This window comes from Bradyrhizobium lablabi, assembly GCF_001440475.1.
GTDB classification, from domain to species: Bacteria; Pseudomonadota; Alphaproteobacteria; order Rhizobiales; family Xanthobacteraceae; genus Bradyrhizobium; species Bradyrhizobium lablabi.
In genome coordinates, this window is record NZ_LLYB01000065.1 from 74,666 (window position 1) to 89,531 (window position 14,866).

Consider the following 14,866-nt stretch of genomic DNA (forward strand, 5'->3'; position numbering starts at 1 on the left):
CCTCTCCGCACGGGGAGAGATGGATTGCTTCGTCGCTTCGCTCCTCGCAATGACGCGGAGGGTGCGGAGCGTGACCTCTCACCCAATCGCGCGCAGTCTGCCTTCGGTATACAAATCCCGCAGCTTGCGCTTGAAGATCTTGCCGGTGGCTTCGCGCGGCATGGCGTCCATGAACTGGATGTCCTTCGGCACCTTGAAGTTCGCCAGCTTGCCGCGCAGAAACTCCTGCACCGCGGCGGGGGACAGCGCAGCATCCGCCTCCGGTTCGACGCAGGCGAACAGCCGCTCGCCGAATTCGTCGTCGGGGACGCCGAACACCGCGCAGTCGCGCACGCCGTCCATGCCGATCAGCGCGTTCTCGATCTCGGCCGGATAGATGTTGACGCCGCCCGAGATCACCATGTCGCGNCAGGAACAGATAGCCGTCCTTGTCGAGGTAGCCGACGTCGCCGACGCTGACGAGGCCGTCGCGGCCGGCCTCAGTGCGCGCCTCGGCCTTACCGTGGTAGTCGAAATCCGGAACCGACATCTGCCGCATGAAGATTTCGCCGGGCTCGTTGACGTCGCATAGCTCGCCGTCCGGCCGGAAGATTTTTACCACACCGCCTTCGATGGCGCGGCCGACGGTGCCGGGTTTTGCCAACGCCTCTTCGGCAGAATGCCATACCGGAATGCCGGTTTCGGTCGAGCCGAAATATTCGTTGATGACCGGCCCCCACCACTCGATCATGGCGCGCTTGACCTGCGGCGGGCAGGGCGCGGCGCCATGCACGATGAAGCGCAGCGACGACAGATCGTAACGTCGCTTCACCTCATCCGGCAGCCGCAGCAGGCGGACGAACATCGTCGGCACCATGTGCATGTGGGTGACGCGATGGCGCTCGATCAGCTGCAGCATGTCCTCGGGATCGAAGCGCGGCTCGAGCACGATGGTGCAGCCGCTGCGGAACGCCAGCATGCCGTAGGAGTTCGGCGCCGAATGGTACATCGGGCCGTTCATCAGGATGACCTGATCCTCGTTCGGCTTGACGCCATAGGCGATGCCGCCGACCCGCGCGGAGGCCGCGACCTGTTCCGGCGCCATCGGCTTGCGGCGCACGCCCTTGGGCAGGCCCGTCGTGCCCGAGGTATAGAACATTGGCGCGCTGCCGATCGGCGGTTCTCGCGACGGCGCATGCGTGTCGCGCCACTGGTCCCAATCCGTCATGCCATCGGGAACGTGCGTCAGCGCGGGTGCGACATTGAACGCTGCGGCGATTTCCGGTGGCGTTGCCACCACCAGAAGCCTGATATCGGCGGGCAGGCCGCCCCTGATCTGCGGCAGCAGGTCGGCATGGCAGACCAGGATTTTCGCGCCGCTGTCGGCCAGGATGTAGGCGACCTCCTCGGCCTTCAGATGCCAGTTGATAGGCACCACCGGGCTGCCCAGTGCTGCCGCCGCGCCCGAGACTTCGAAGAACGCAAAATCATTACGCAGCATCATGCCAACGGGCGTGCCGCCACTGATGCCGAGCGCCCTGAACCCCGTCGCCGCCCGCGCGATGCGGGCGTGGATTTCGGGATAGCTGATCTGGCGTTCGCCGCCGATAATCATGGCAGACTTCTCCAATTCTTACGGTTCCTGGTCTTCGATCAGATCGCCAAAGCCAACCCAGCTCTTGCCGTCGAAGCGTTGCATCCGAAGCTGCTGGAACAGCAAATAGTCGTCAGGGCCGGTCGTCACGGTGATACCGGGCAGCAGCAGCGGCAGCGAGACCTTGTTCAGCGAGGTCGCCTTTTTCAAGACGTTAGCACGGCTCAGATCGTCGCCGCACGCGCGCAGCACGTGCGCCAGCAACGTCAGGCTGGTGTAGCCGCTGGCATAGGTGGTGTCGTGCGGATCGGCCGAAGGCATGTACTGCTTCATGAAGGCGAAATACTCCTTCACGTCGGCATCGTCGGCCCATTGCGGATCGTTGATGTTCTTCAGATAGGCCGCTGAGACCAGTCCGGTCGCGTTTTCCAGCCCTGCGGGCGTCAGGATCGTCGCGATCGAGGTCACTGACGTCGGCACCAGGAACAGGTCCGGCTTAAAGCCCATCTCGGCGCTCCGGCGGATCATCTGCGAGCCGAACTTGCCGATCGCGACGCCAAAGAACACGTTGGCGCCGGAGGCCTTCAGCGTGGCGAGTTGCGAATCGATCGTCGGCTGCGTGGCCTCGTAGACCGCTTCGGCCACGATCATGCTGGCCGCCTTGTCGCCGAGGCCGCGCTTGAACGCGGAGACATAGTCGCGGCCGAAATCGTCGTTCTGCGACAGGATCGCGATCTTCGCGTCGGGCTTGGTGCGCAGCACATGCTTGGCATAGATGACGCCTTCAGAATGGTACGAGGCCATCCCGCCCATCGTCCATGGGAAATGCTTCGGATCGGCCCATTTGCTGGCGCCGGTGGTGATGAAGAGCTGCGGCACCTTCTTGCCGTTCAGGTAGCGGTGGACCGCGCTGTTGGTCGCCGTGCCGAGCGACCCGAACACCAGCAGCACCTCGTCCTGCTCGACCAGCCGGCGGGTCTGTTCGACGGTCTTGGGCGGCGAATAGGCGTCGTCGAGGCTGTGCAGCTTGAGTTTGCGGCCGCCGATGCCGCCTTCGGCATTCACCTTGTCGAAATAGGCTTGGGCAACCTTGCCAAGGCCGGAATAGCTCGACAGCGGACCGCTATAGGGCATGGTCTGGCCGATCAGGATTTCGTCAGCAGTAACGCCGTTGTCGGCGCGGGCCGTGCTGGCCGCGAACGCCAGAAGCCCGACGCAACACATCGCAATGGCTCTCATCATCTCACTCCCTGTTTTGTTTGGTTGTTTGTTGAAGCCGGCGTGTCTTACGCACGCGCTCGCTTGAGGAAGTCGCCGCTGGCGTCTGCGAATTCGGCCTTCAACCGCTCCACCAGCTCGGCAACCGGCGGCGCATCCGCGATCTGGCCGATGCCCTGGCCGGAGCCCCAGATGTCGCGCCAGGCCTTGGCCTTGGTGTTGCCGCCGGAGCCGAAATTCATTTTCGACTTGTCGCTGAGCGGCAGATTGTCGGGATCGAGGCCCGCGGCCACGATCGAGGGGCCGAGATAATTGCCGTGCACGCCGGTGAACAGGTTGGAATAGACGATGTCGTGTGCGGCGTGTTCGACCAGCGCGGCCTTGTAGGCCGGGTCGGCGTTGGCTTCGGCGGTCGCGATGAAGCGCGTGCCCATGTAGGCCGCATCAGCGCCGAGCGCGAGCGCCGATGCAATGCCCCAGCCGTCCGAGATTGCGCCTGACAGCAGCACGGTGCCCTTGAACCACTGCTTCACCTCGCGCAGCAGCGCGAATGGCGACAGCGTGCCGGCATGGCCGCCGGCGCCGGCGCAAACCAGGATCAGGCCATCGACCCCATGCTCGGCCGCTTTGCGCGCATGCTTGACGTTAATCACATCGTGGAACACGACGCCGCCATAGGAATGCGCGGCCTCGACGATTTCGACCGGCGGGCGCAGCGAGGTGATGATGATCGGAACCTTGTGCTTTACGCAGGTCTCCATGTCTTTCATCAGCCGGTCGTTGGAAGCGTGACAGATCTGGTTGACCGCGTAGGGCGCGACCTTCTTCTCCGGATGCAGCACCTTGTACTCGCCGAGTTCGTTCTCGATGCGGGTCAGCCATTCGCCGAGTCTTTCGACCGGTCGCGCGTTCAGCGCCGGGAACGAGCCGACGATGCCGGCCTTGCACTGGGCGATCACGAGCTCGGGCCCGGAGACGATGAACAGCGGCGAGCCGACCACCGGCAGTTCGAGCGAATTGGCAAGCGAAGCGGGCAACGGCATTCGGTCTCTCCCTTTGCAACGCCAAGCCGGCGGTGCCGGCACGCGTCGATCAATGTTGATTTGAGGACGCCGGGCCGGGCGGAGCCGCTGGCCGGGGCGCTATCTATTGGGTCCCATTATAGGGCTGGACGGCACGTCCCGGCCGTTCAATATTGAACAGGCAATCAGTCAGGAATGAACAGAGCGCCGAAGAACGAGGAGCCGATGGACTGGGACCTGTGCAAGACCTTCGTCGCCGTGGCCGAGACCCGCAGCTTCGCCGCCGCCGCGCGCCGATTGCGCTCCAGTCATCCGACGGTCGGCCGCAAGATCGCCGAGCTGGAAGGCCAGCTCGGCATTCCCCTGTTCGCGCGCTCGAATGATGGTCTTTCGCTGACGGCGCAGGGCCGCAAATTTCGCGAGCATGTCGAGGCAATGGCGGCGGCGGCGCTGCGTGCGGAAGCCGCGGTGTCGGCGACGGGGGCGCAGGCGCGCGGCGTCGTCAAACTGTCGATTGGTTCGACGCTTGCCTCGCACTGGCTGATGCCGAAGCTCGGTCCGTTCCTGCGCGCGCATGACCATATCCAGCTCGAGATCATCACCCATCCCTATCCGGCCAGCGTTCGCCGCCGCGAGGCCGACGTCGTGCTGCGGCCGGTGGACAGCGGTGAAGAGAATTTGATCGGCCGCAAGATCGGCCGGCTCGGCACCGGCTTCTACGCCTCGCGCGATTACGCGGCGCTGCGGCGCCTGCCCGAACGGCGCGACGAATGGAAGGGCCACAGCGTCATCGGCTTCGCCGACCGGTTGTCCAACGAACGTCTGGCGCGCTGGAGCGACGCAATCACGCGGCAGGGCTCGATGGTGATGCGATGTTCCTCGCAAGGCGACATGCTCGCCGCCGCCCGCGCGGGTCTCGGGATATCGACGCTGTCCTGCTTTGTCGCCGCCGCCTATCCCGAACTCGTTCGCGTCGCGCCGCAGAAACTCGTCAGCGTGGCCGATCTCTGGCTGCTGGCGCATCCCGATCTCGTCGATCTCCCCGCGGTGCGCGCCGTGATCGATTTCGTCACGGCTTGCGCGCGCGAGGACCGGGTGAAGTTACGGGGGTAGAGGCGGAATGAAAACGATGCGCCGGAGCGTAGCAACGAGCGGCCCCAATTCTACTTTGCATGGGGTTGTTTTCGAGATTTTGTGTCCAGGCGCCGTCGCGAGACGTGCGGCCTACTTCGCCAGCACGCCCTCGCGCTTCTTCAGCACGCGATAATAGCTCCACCACAGATGCGCCGCGGCGCCGCGTAAGGGACGCCAGGGCTCGGCCAGCGGCGCCATCTGCTTGGCCGTCGGACGGGCCTGCAGGCCGAGCCCGACCTTGACCGCTTCCTGTATGGCGATATCGCCGGCCGGCCAGGCATCGCCATGGCCGAGGCAGAACAGCAGATAGACGTCGGCGGTCCACGGCCCGATGCCGTGCAGCGCGATCAGGGTATGATGCGCGGCATCCGCATCTTCCTCGGCCAGCACCTCGAGGTTCAGCCGTTCGGCGGCGAGTTCGCGCGCGATATTCTTCAGGGTCTTGATCTTGGCGGCCGAAAGCCCGAGACGGCCGAGCCGGTCGGCGCGCGCCTTGCCGATGGCGTGATGATCGAACGGATCGAACGCGGCCGTCAGCCGCGCCCAGATCGCGCCCGCGCTCGCGGTAGACAATTGCTGCCCGCAGACGATCGCCGCCAGCCCGGCGAATCCCGGCTCGCGCTGCCGCAGCGCCGGCATGCCGGTCAGTTCGAGGATCGGCTTCAGCCGCCCATCCTGCTTGACCAGCGCGTGAACGGCGTCTTCGAGGTCGGACTGGCTGTTGAGGTGAACGGTCATGATGGAATCTTCTTGGTCACGGCCGGGCATGGTAATCTGCCTTGCGCAGACTGCGAATAGCCGTCTGCGATATCAGGCTGTCGATATCTTTCTGCCTCGGCGGACAGGTCATGGCCCGCTCTGAGCTGGAAAGATGAGTTTGAGAAGCATCCCAGGCGAAATGGATGGCGAGAAGGTCGCGCTTATCGATGCGCTGCTCGACCGCATCGCGGACGAACATGGCGTATTTCTGCCGCTTGCCATTGAGAGCGGAAGCCGCGCATGGGGCTTTTCCTCGCCCGACAGCGACTATGATTGTCGCTTCGTCTTTGTGCGGCGTATTGCGGAGCACGTCACGCCCTGGCCTGCACGGGATGTGATCGAGTTCCCGCCCGAAGACGACCTCGATGCGAACGGTTGGGATCTTGGCAAGGCGCTCCGGCTGCTGCTGAAGGGCAATGCGGTGATCGTGGAGTGGTTGCGCTCGCCGGTTGTCTATCGCGGGCAAGCCTGGTTCCGCGACGGCTTCCTGGAGTTCGCCCGGCATGCCGCGACCCGCGAAGCCATTGGTCGCCACTATCTCCATCTTGGTGAACGCCAGAGGCGGGTCTACTTTGGCGATGGGACGCGCGTGGCGCAGAAGAAGATCTTCTACGCCTTGCGCCCGGCGGCGACGCTGCGCTGGCTGCGGATGCGGCCGCGCGAAGCCATCGCACCGATGCACTTTCCCACGCTCATGGCGGAATGCGATCCGCCGGCCGCGTTGGAGAGGGAGGTTGCCGAACTCATGAGCCGCAAGCTGGTCACGCGCGAGCTTGGGGCAGCTCCGCTGCCTCCCGTCGTCGCGAGCTTCATCGATTCGGAATTCCAATTGGCGAGGGCATCGTTTGAGGGCGGTCGCGCGCGGGCGTCCGAAGAAGTCGTCGCGCAGGCCGAACGATTCTACCGGGCGGTCGTCGAACGCCTGGAGCGGGAGTGCGACGGCGGTCCGGCTATGGCGAGGCCCGCCTGATGCCGCCACCCGTTTTCCGATTTGCCCCCAGCCCGAACGGCTACCTCCATCTCGGCCACGCCTATTCGGCGCTGCTGAGTTTCGATCTCGCGCGGGCGAATGGCGGTCGGTTCCTGCTGCGGATCGAGGATATCGATGCGGCCAGGTGCCGGCCGGAATTCGAGGCTGCTATCTATGAGGACCTCGCCTGGCTCGGGATTTCCTGGGAAACGCCCGTGCGGCGTCAATCGGAGCATTTTGCGCGCTACCGGGAAGCGGTCGAGACCTTGGCAGGCCTCGGCCTGATCTACCCGAGTTTCGAGAGCCGTGCGGAAATCGCCCGCCTGGTCGCTCAGCGCGAAGCCGGCGCGCCCTGGCCGCGCGATCCCGATGGGGCGCCGCTCTATCCGGGGGACGCGAAATCGCTGCCGCCGGACCGGCGCCAGCAGTTGATCGCGGAGGGCGTGCCTTACGCGCTGCGGCTCGACATGCCAAAAGCGCTCGCGCGCACGGAGGAACTGGCCTGGCAGGAAGACGGCTCAGGCCCCGGCGGCGAGAGCGGCATCGTTGCCGCGCACCCGGAGGCGTGGGGCGACGTCATCCTGGCGCGCAAGGAGACGCCGACGAGCTATCATTTGTCCGTCGTGATCGACGATGCCCTGCAGGGCGTGACCTCTGTGGTGCGGGGGCAGGACCTGTTCTGGTCGACCAGCGTGCATCTTTTGTTGCAGCGGCTGCTCGGTATCCCGCAACCGGCCTATCGGCATCATCGGCTCGTTGCCGATTCGTCGGGGCAAAAGCTGTCGAAATCGACTGCTGCCACCGGGTTGCGCGAATTGCGCGGGGAGGGCGCCACGCCGGCCGATATCAGGCGCATCGTCGGATTGTCGGAATAGTCCGTACTTCTACTGGGGGTTGCTGCAAAGGTCTCCGTGACTTTGCCCTCGTTCGCGTGCCATGCTGGTCGCGGCAGAGGAAGGGGGATCATGGCGGCAAAGCGGCGCTTACCAGGCACCACGACAACGGTTAAGAAGCGGCGCGCGAAGAAAAAACGCGTATCCAGCGCCGCGGCAAAAATGCGCGGTGCGCGCAAGTCTGCCGTAACCGCCTCCGGCATGGTCGAGACCGCGCTGGCCGCCTTCGCGCACGAGGTCCGCACGCCGCTTACAGGCATTCTGGCGATCAGCAACCTCCTGGCGACCTCTGAACTCGACGAGCGCGAACGGCGCTGGGTCGACACCATCAAGGCGGGTGCCGAACATCTGGCGAGCCTGGCGACCCTGTTTGTCGACGCCGCGCGCAGCGGCGGTCCCGGCCTGAAGGTCCGGCAGGACTTCTTCGACCTGCGCACGCTCGCCCGCAATGCCGGCGATTCGCTGACCGGGCGCGCGGCGGCGAAGGGCCTGCAGTCGTCGGTTATCCTCTCCGACAAACTTCCGGGATTTGCGATCGGCGATGCCGTCCGCCTGCGCGCCGCGGTGGAAAACCTGATCGACAACGCCGTGAAATTCACCGAACAGGGCAGCGTCGCGCTCCAGGTCACGCCCCTGCGCGCCTCAAAGGGGCGGGTCGCGGTTGCGTTCGCGGTCTCCGACAGCGGGATCGGCCTCACGCTCGGCGAAATCAAGCGCCTGTTCCGGCCGTTTTCGCAGGCCAATGTCTCTATAGCGTCGCGCTTCGGCGGCGCCGGGCTCGGTCTGTCGTCGGTCAAGCAATTGGCGCGCGCCATGGGCGGCGACATCACCGTGGCGCAACGGCGCGGCGGCGGCACCACGTTCACCCTCAACGTGGTGATGTCATCCGCAGACGACGCCATGACCGCGGCATCCGGCGCCAACGGCGAAGGATCGATCGATTCGCCGCGGCCGCTGCGCCTGCTCAGCGTCGAAGACAATCCGTTCGGCCGCGTCGTGCTCAATTCGATCCTGACCGAACTCGGTCACCAGGCCGAGTTCATCGGCCAGGGCGAGGCAGCGCCCGAACGCCTTGCGCAAGGCGCCTTCGATGCGGTGCTGATGGACATGATCCTGCCGGGGATCGACGGCGTCGAGGCCATCCGGCGCATTCGCGCGCTGCAAGCCCCGCTCGGGCGTATTCCGATCATCGGCATATCCGGCCGCGGCGAGGACGAGGCTGCGTCGCGCGCCGCCGGCGCCGATATCTTCCTGGTCAAGCCTGTGTCCCCGCGCGCCTTGGCGACTGCGCTGCATGAAGCGACAGCCCCTTCGGCAATTGCGACTTCATGATCGCCGCGTTCAGTTCGCCGCCAAAGACGAAAATCGCCGAAATGAAATACAGAAACACCAGCGCGATGATGACCGAGGCGAGCCCCGCATACATCGTCACGTAGTTGCTGGCGAAGCGCGCCAGATACTGGCCGAACACAATGCCTGAGATCAGCGAGGCCACCATCGTAAACACGATGCCGGGAAGGATCTGCAGAAAGCGCCGCCGGCCGCAGGGCAGCCACGCATGCAGCACGAACAGCGCCACGATCATCGCCGTGATGGTGATGCCGTAGCGGGCGAAGAACAGAACCCTCTCGTTGCTCTCGACGAAGAACGGGATGTGGCGACGCGCCGTCTCCAGGATCAGCGGACCGAGCACGATCAGGAACGCCATCAGGAGCGACGTGACGGCAGCGACCAACGTGTAGCCGATCGATTCCAGCCGCAGCCAGTACCAGGCCCGCGGCTCGACCACCGAATAGGCGCGGTTCAGCGCCACCCGCAGCGCCTCGACGCCGTTGGAGGCGAAATAGACCGCCAGCACGGCGCCGACCGTCAGGATGTCGCCGCGCGCGGTGGTCAGCACGTCGTGAATTTCGCCCGACAGCGCGTCCGCGACCTGCTGCGGCCAGGTCTGCAGCAACAGCCCGACGGCGCCGTCGGCGAGTTCCTTGGAGCCGAAAAAGCCGGCCAGCGCCGTCAGCACGATCAGGAACGGAAACAGCGCCATCAAGATCGACAGCGCGATGTGGCTTGCGATCGCCCAGCCGTCATCGGCAAGGAACGTATAAAACGCCTCCATCACGACGAGGTAGACGTAGCGAATGAACCTCACATCTCACCTCGATCAGGTGCGGCGACGCGGTCCCAGAACCTGGGCCAGCATCTGACAATACTGGACCAAAGGCCAGATCGTCGAGCGGCTGTGCGAGGGGGTTGGACATGTGGAAGTCGGCGCTTGGCGGTGTTATGTAGCGCCGATGACATCCTTTCTGAGTTCGATCGTCCTCCCCATCGCGGTTGCGGCCGTGGCTATCGTGCTGCTGCTCGGCCTCATCAACATGATGCGGGGCGGCCCGCCGAGCCGTTCGCAGCATCTGATGCGGCTTCGTGTGTTGCTGCAGTTCGTCGCCATCGTCATCACCATGGCGGTGGTCTGGGCGATGGGCAGATAAAGGCAAGGAAGGGGAGAGGCCGATGGTCGTGCTCAACCGCATCTACACGAAGACCGGGGACGACGGCACCACCGCGCTCGGCAGCGGCGAACGCCGCCCGAAATACGATCTGCGCATCAGTGCCTACGGCACCGTGGACGAAACCAACGCCGCCATCGGCGTGGTGCGGCTGCATCTCGGCGATTTCAGCGAACTCGACGCGATGCTGGGCCGGATCCAGAACGACCTGTTCGATCTCGGGGCTGATCTGGCGGTGCCCCAGCGCGACGGCAAGGCCGAGCGCTTGAGGATGCTGGCGAGCCAGGTCGAGCGGCTCGAGCGCGACATCGATGCGCTGAACGAGCACCTCGCGCCCCTGACCTCGTTCGTCCTGCCCGGCGGCACCCCCGCTGCCGCATACCTGCATCTCGCCCGCACCATATGCCGCAGGGCGGAACGGATCATGGTGGAACTCGCCGCCAACCCCGCGGAGCCGGTCAGCGCGGCGGCCATTCAGTATATGAACCGACTATCGGATTTTCTGTTCGTCGCCAGCCGTGCCATGAACGATAATGGGGCCGGAGACGTGTTGTGGGTGCCGGGTCAGAACCGCTAAGGTAGGCCTGATCCGGGGCCGATTTTTGCCTTTCGCGCGTTGACCGCCGATAGCGGGACCTTTAGGTTCCGCGCCCAAGCCGATAGCTAGCTAATAGCGAGCCAATAAACCCCAGAATTGAAGCGAAAGAGGATCGATGAAGGTTCTTGTGCCGGTAAAGCGGGTGGTCGATTACAACGTCAAGGTCCGCGTCAAGAGCGACGGAACGGGCGTAGAACTGGCCAACGTCAAGATGTCGATGAATCCGTTCGACGAAATCGCCGTCGAGGAAGCACTGCGCCTGAAGGAAGCCGGCAAGGCGACCGAAGTGGTGGTGGTGTCAATCGGCCCGGCGCAGGCATCGGAGACGATCCGGACCGGTCTTGCGATGGGCGCCGACCGCGGCATCTTGGTCAAGGCCGAAGGCAACGTCGAGCCGCTCGCGGTCGCGAAGATTCTCAAGGCGGTGGCCGACGCGGAGAAGCCCGGTCTCATCATTCTCGGCAAGCAGGCGATCGACGACGATTCCAACCAGACCGGCCAGATGCTGGCTGCGCTGCTGGGCTGGTCGCAGGCGACGTTTGCCTCCAAGCTCGAAGTCGAAGGCAGCGACTTCAAGGTCACGCGCGAAGTCGACGGCGGCCTGCAGACCGTGCAGCTGAAGGGACCGGCGATCGTCACCACCGACCTTCGCCTGAACGAGCCGCGCTACGCGTCGCTGCCCAACATCATGAAGGCGAAGAAGAAGCCGATCGACGACAAGAACGCGTCCGATTACGGCGTCGATCTCACGCCGCATCTCGAAGTGCTGAAGACGGCGGAGCCGCCCGGCCGCAAGGGAGGCGTCAAGGTCAAGGACGTCGCTGAGCTCGTATCCAAACTCAAGACCGAAGCCGGGGTTCTCTGATGACGACGCTTCTGATTGCCGAACACGACAATGCGTCGATCAAGGACGCCACCAACAAGACGCTGACGGCTGCCGCTGCGCTCGGCGCCGACGTGCATGTGCTGGTCGCCGGCGAAAACGCCAAGGCGGCGGCCGATGCCGCGTCCAAGCTTGCCGGCGTCAAGAAGGTGCTGCTGGCGGACAACGCGGCTTACGCCCACGATCTCGCCGAGCCGCTGGCCGCGCTGATCGTATCGCTGGCGCCGTCCTACGATGCGTTCGTCGCGCCCGCGACCTCGCGCTTCAAGAACGTGATGCCGCGCGTCGCAGCCCTGCTCGACGTGATGCAGGTGTCTGAAATCATCAAGGTGGTTTCGCCTGACACCTTCGAGCGGCCGATCTATGCCGGCAACGCGATCCAGACGGTGAAGTCCAAGGACGCCAAGAAGGTCATCACGGTGCGCACCTCGACCTTTGCCGCGGCCGGTGACGGCGGCAGCGCGCCGGTCGAGAACGCCGCAGCCGTGGCCGATCCGGGTCTTTCCAGCTTCGTCGGCGAGGAGGTCGCCAAGAGCGATCGTCCCGAACTGACCTCGGCCAAGATCATCGTCTCGGGCGGCCGTGCCATGCAGAGCCGCGAGAACTTTGCCAAATATATCGAGCCGCTCGCCGACAAGCTCGGTGCCGGCGTCGGCGCCTCGCGCGCCGCGGTCGATGCCGGCTACGCGCCGAACGACTGGCAAGTTGGTCAGACCGGCAAGGTGGTTGCCCCGGAACTCTATGTCGCGATCGGCATTTCCGGCGCGATCCAGCATCTCGCCGGCATGAAGGATTCCAAGGTGATCGTTGCGATCAACAAGGATGAAGATGCGCCGATCTTCCAGGTTGCCGATTATGGCCTGGTCGCGGACCTCTATCAGGCGGTTCCTGAGCTGACCGAGGCGCTCGGCAAGCTCGGAAAGTAAGAAAAAACGGCCAGACATCGGCCGGACGCGCAACGTCCGGCCGATATTTACCTTAAGCGGTTGCGGGCGAAGTGGATTAAGCTTCGCGTGACGAATACGTGCCAATGGTGGGACTGAAACCTCGCCTCTGATGATATCGTAACTGAGGTTTGAAGATGAACAGGCGCGATGTGCGCGCCGTTCCGGTGGATGACAAGATGGCGGTGACAATCAAGAAGGTCGGCGTGATCGGTTCGGGCCAGATGGGCAACGGGATCGCGCATGTGGCGGCGCTCGCCGGCTTCGACGTGGTGCTCAACGATATCTCCGACGAACGGCTGAAATCGGCGATGGCGACCATCAACGGCCATTTGTCGCGCCAGGTCGCCAAGCAGCACATCACCGAGGATGCGCGCAAAAAGGCGCTCGCCCGGATCACCTCCGCCGAGACGCTGGATGGTTTGGCGGACTGCGACCTCGTGATCGAGACCGCAGTCGAAAAGGAAGAGGTCAAGCGCAAGATCTTTCACGAGCTCTGCGCTGTGCTGAAGCCGGAAGCGATCGTCGCTACCAACTCCTCGTCGATCTCGATCACGCGGCTCGCCGCCTCGACCGATCGTCCGGAAAAATTCATCGGCATTCATTTCATGAATCCGGTGCCGGCGATGGAACTGGTCGAGCTGATCCGCGGCATCGCCACCGACGATTCCACCTTCGAAACGGCAAAGGAATTTGTCGGCAAGGTCGGCAAGCAGATCGCGGTATCGGAGGATTTTCCGGCCTTCATCGTCAACCGTATCCTGCTGCCGATGATCAACGAGGCGATCTACACGCTCTATGAGGGCGTCGGAAACGTCGAGGCGATCGATGCGGCCATGAAGCTCGGCGCGCATCACCCGATGGGCCCGCTGGAACTGGCCGATTTCATCGGCCTCGATACCTGTCTGTCGATCATGCAGGTGTTGCATGAGGGGCTGGCGGATTCGAAGTACCGGCCGTGCCCGCTGCTGGTGAAATATGTCGAGGCCGGCTGGTTGGGGCGCAAAACCCAGCGCGGCTTCTACGACTACCGCGGCGACAAGCCGGTCCCGACGCGCTGATAGTCGCGTTCTCGGTGCCGTAGGGTGGGCAAAGTGCGGCGTGCCCACCATGTCTCCCAGAATGTCACTTGAAACTGGTGGGCACGCTTCGCTTTGCCCACCCTACAAATTCTCGACACGCGCAGCGTGTCACCCGGCGTGCATTCGCGCAGCTGCCCAACTTTTCTCCCATCTCCAGAATTCGTTAACCGGTGCCGGGGTAGGGTGCCCGCAAGTTATGGGAGTGCTGCGTTATGGATATGATGGCTATGGTTTCGAGCATGCTCAGCATGCAGGCGGCGGGCACGCAGCAGCAGATCCAGACCTCGATCATCAAGCAGAACGCGGACGCCGAGAAAATGGCGGTCCAGACCCTGCTCGGCACGCCCTCGACTGCCAATCTCGCCCCCGGCGTCGGCGGCAATCTCAATATTACGGCCTGATAGAGGCTGTTTCACTGTTGGATCCTCATTGTGAGGAGGCGCATTAGCGCCGTCTCCAGACGATGCTTTGCATCGCCGGGAGAACCATGTGGCCCCGCTGGTGCCATTCATCCTTCGAGACGCCGCTGGCGCGGCTCCTCAGGATGAGGTCTGGCAGGTGAAGTGCGCTCCCAGCCGATCCACCGCTAAGAACCCGCCTTCATCGGCTGCATGGCGGCCTTGATCAGCTTGATGGCATCCTCGCTGGCCCATTCGGCGGGGCCGGCCAGGGTGGCGATTTCGCAGCCCTGGGTGTCCATCAGCACCGAAGTCGGCATGCCCAGGGCTCTACCTACGTTCTTAAGATCCTGAAAAACCTTGGCTTTTTGATCGGCGAAAAAGCCGAGCCGGGTCAGATTGGCCTCTTTCAGGAAGTTTTTCGGCTTCTCGGCGTCGCGGGTGTCGATGTTGATGGCGACCACCTCGAAATCCTTGCCGCCCAGCTTGGTCTGGAGGCTCTCCAGCGCCGGCATTTCTTTCCGGCACGGCACACACCAGGTGGCCCACAGGTTCACCAGCACGGTCTTGCCGCGCCATTCCGACAGCTTCCTCGGCTTGCCCTCGGCATCATCGAAGGCGAGGTCGGGGAGCCGCAGCGGGGTCGTCGCCATGGTCAGCGCCGCCACCTCGCCATGCGCCAGCGGCGCGATCTTGCGGGCCAGTTCGACCGCCCCCGTACAGGTGGGATCGCCGCTGGCGCGCTTGAAGCCGCCGAGCCCGTAAAACAAGCCTATTCCGACCACACCCGCGGCCACTACCGCGCCGATGGCGATCGGAATCCGGCGCTTCGTGGCCGGGCGGGGCGGGGGCATTTCGGGCATATCGTTTGTCATCCTGTATCAG

The 14,866-nt window shown here is 64.3% G+C and carries 16 protein-coding genes and 1 pseudogene; 10 read left to right on the forward strand and 7 right to left on the reverse strand.

Features of this window, described 5'->3' with window-relative positions; translation table 11 throughout:
- Positions 1 to 78 precede the first annotated feature (78 nt).
- The 4 genes and pseudogenes from CQ14_RS46280 to CQ14_RS15330 form a co-directional block, all read right to left on the reverse strand.
- On the reverse strand, positions 79 to 408 hold a 330-nt coding region (locus CQ14_RS46280; protein ID WP_430650180.1), incomplete at its 5' end, for an AMP-binding enzyme.
- Position 409: 1 nt separating this feature from the next.
- Positions 410 to 1,594, reverse strand: a pseudogene (locus CQ14_RS15320) (AMP-binding protein); the annotation flags it as partial.
- An 18-nt stretch (positions 1,595 to 1,612) separates the two neighbouring features.
- The gene (locus CQ14_RS15325; protein WP_156435012.1) at positions 1,613 to 2,815 is read right to left on the reverse strand and encodes an ABC transporter substrate-binding protein; all 1,203 of its coding nucleotides are present in this window, start codon (positions 2,813 to 2,815) and stop codon (positions 1,613 to 1,615) included.
- Between the two features lie 44 nt (positions 2,816 to 2,859).
- Positions 2,860 to 3,834 carry an NAD(P)H-dependent flavin oxidoreductase gene (locus CQ14_RS15330; protein WP_057858700.1) on the reverse strand — a complete coding sequence of 325 codons (975 nt, stop codon included), beginning with the start codon at positions 3,832 to 3,834 and terminating at the stop codon, positions 2,860 to 2,862.
- A gap of 204 nt (positions 3,835 to 4,038) precedes the next feature.
- Here CQ14_RS15330 and CQ14_RS15335 point away from each other — a divergent pair, with 204 nt between their 5' ends.
- Positions 4,039 to 4,926, forward strand: a complete 888-nt coding sequence (locus CQ14_RS15335; RefSeq protein ID WP_057858798.1) for a LysR family transcriptional regulator — start codon at positions 4,039 to 4,041, stop codon at positions 4,924 to 4,926.
- Between the two features lie 111 nt (positions 4,927 to 5,037).
- Here CQ14_RS15335 and CQ14_RS15340 read toward each other — a convergent pair whose 3' ends face one another.
- Positions 5,038 to 5,685, reverse strand: coding sequence for a DNA-3-methyladenine glycosylase family protein (locus tag CQ14_RS15340; protein ID WP_057858799.1), 648 nt, complete (start codon positions 5,683 to 5,685; stop codon positions 5,038 to 5,040).
- A 160-nt stretch (positions 5,686 to 5,845) separates the two neighbouring features.
- Here CQ14_RS15340 and CQ14_RS15345 point away from each other — a divergent pair, with 160 nt between their 5' ends.
- The 3 genes from CQ14_RS15345 to CQ14_RS15355 all read left to right on the forward strand — a co-directional run bounded on the left by CQ14_RS15345 (position 5,846) and on the right by CQ14_RS15355 (position 8,901).
- Positions 5,846 to 6,676: a nucleotidyltransferase domain-containing protein gene (locus CQ14_RS15345; protein ID WP_057858701.1), complete on the forward strand. Its 831-nt coding sequence runs from the start codon at positions 5,846 to 5,848 to the stop codon at positions 6,674 to 6,676.
- Complete coding sequence (gluQRS, locus tag CQ14_RS15350) at positions 6,676 to 7,551, forward strand: tRNA glutamyl-Q(34) synthetase GluQRS (RefSeq protein WP_057858800.1); 876 nt, start codon at positions 6,676 to 6,678, stop codon at positions 7,549 to 7,551. The genes CQ14_RS15345 and gluQRS overlap by 1 nt, the downstream gene beginning before the upstream one ends.
- 90 nt (positions 7,552 to 7,641) lie before the next feature.
- Positions 7,642 to 8,901, forward strand: a complete 1,260-nt coding sequence (locus CQ14_RS15355; protein ID WP_057858702.1) for an ATP-binding protein — start codon at positions 7,642 to 7,644, stop codon at positions 8,899 to 8,901.
- On the opposite strand, the gene CQ14_RS15360 is transcribed toward CQ14_RS15355, so the two are convergent.
- The gene (locus CQ14_RS15360; protein WP_430650186.1) at positions 8,825 to 9,685 is read right to left on the reverse strand and encodes a YihY/virulence factor BrkB family protein; all 861 of its coding nucleotides are present in this window, start codon (positions 9,683 to 9,685) and stop codon (positions 8,825 to 8,827) included. The two genes, CQ14_RS15355 and CQ14_RS15360, sit on opposite strands and share 77 nt — an antisense overlap.
- A 178-nt stretch (positions 9,686 to 9,863) precedes the next feature.
- Here CQ14_RS15360 and CQ14_RS15365 point away from each other — a divergent pair, with 178 nt between their 5' ends.
- From CQ14_RS15365 to CQ14_RS15390, 6 genes are all read left to right on the forward strand, one after another.
- A complete protein-coding gene (locus CQ14_RS15365; protein ID WP_057858704.1) occupies positions 9,864 to 10,058 on the forward strand; it encodes a twin transmembrane helix small protein in 195 nt (64 codons plus the stop codon).
- A 22-nt stretch (positions 10,059 to 10,080) separates the two neighbouring features.
- Entirely contained in the window at positions 10,081 to 10,653 is a 573-nt protein-coding gene (locus tag CQ14_RS15370) for a cob(I)yrinic acid a,c-diamide adenosyltransferase (RefSeq protein ID WP_057858705.1), read from the forward strand.
- 136 nt (positions 10,654 to 10,789) lie between these two features.
- A complete protein-coding gene (locus CQ14_RS15375) occupies positions 10,790 to 11,539 on the forward strand; it encodes an electron transfer flavoprotein subunit beta/FixA family protein (protein WP_057858706.1) in 750 nt (249 codons plus the stop codon).
- Positions 11,539 to 12,483, forward strand: a complete 945-nt coding sequence (locus CQ14_RS15380) for an electron transfer flavoprotein subunit alpha/FixB family protein (RefSeq protein ID WP_057858707.1) — start codon at positions 11,539 to 11,541, stop codon at positions 12,481 to 12,483. Before CQ14_RS15375 ends, CQ14_RS15380 begins: the two co-directional genes overlap by 1 nt.
- Before the next feature lie 197 nt (positions 12,484 to 12,680).
- Positions 12,681 to 13,562: a 3-hydroxybutyryl-CoA dehydrogenase gene (locus tag CQ14_RS15385; RefSeq protein WP_057858801.1), complete on the forward strand. Its 882-nt coding sequence runs from the start codon at positions 12,681 to 12,683 to the stop codon at positions 13,560 to 13,562.
- A 233-nt stretch (positions 13,563 to 13,795) separates the two neighbouring features.
- Entirely contained in the window at positions 13,796 to 13,984 is a 189-nt protein-coding gene (locus CQ14_RS15390) for a putative motility protein (protein WP_057858708.1), read from the forward strand.
- A 185-nt stretch (positions 13,985 to 14,169) separates the two neighbouring features.
- Here CQ14_RS15390 and tlpA read toward each other — a convergent pair whose 3' ends face one another.
- A complete protein-coding gene (tlpA, locus tag CQ14_RS15395) occupies positions 14,170 to 14,844 on the reverse strand; it encodes a thiol:disulfide interchange protein TlpA (RefSeq protein ID WP_430650183.1) in 675 nt (224 codons plus the stop codon).
- Positions 14,845 to 14,866 lie beyond the last annotated feature (22 nt).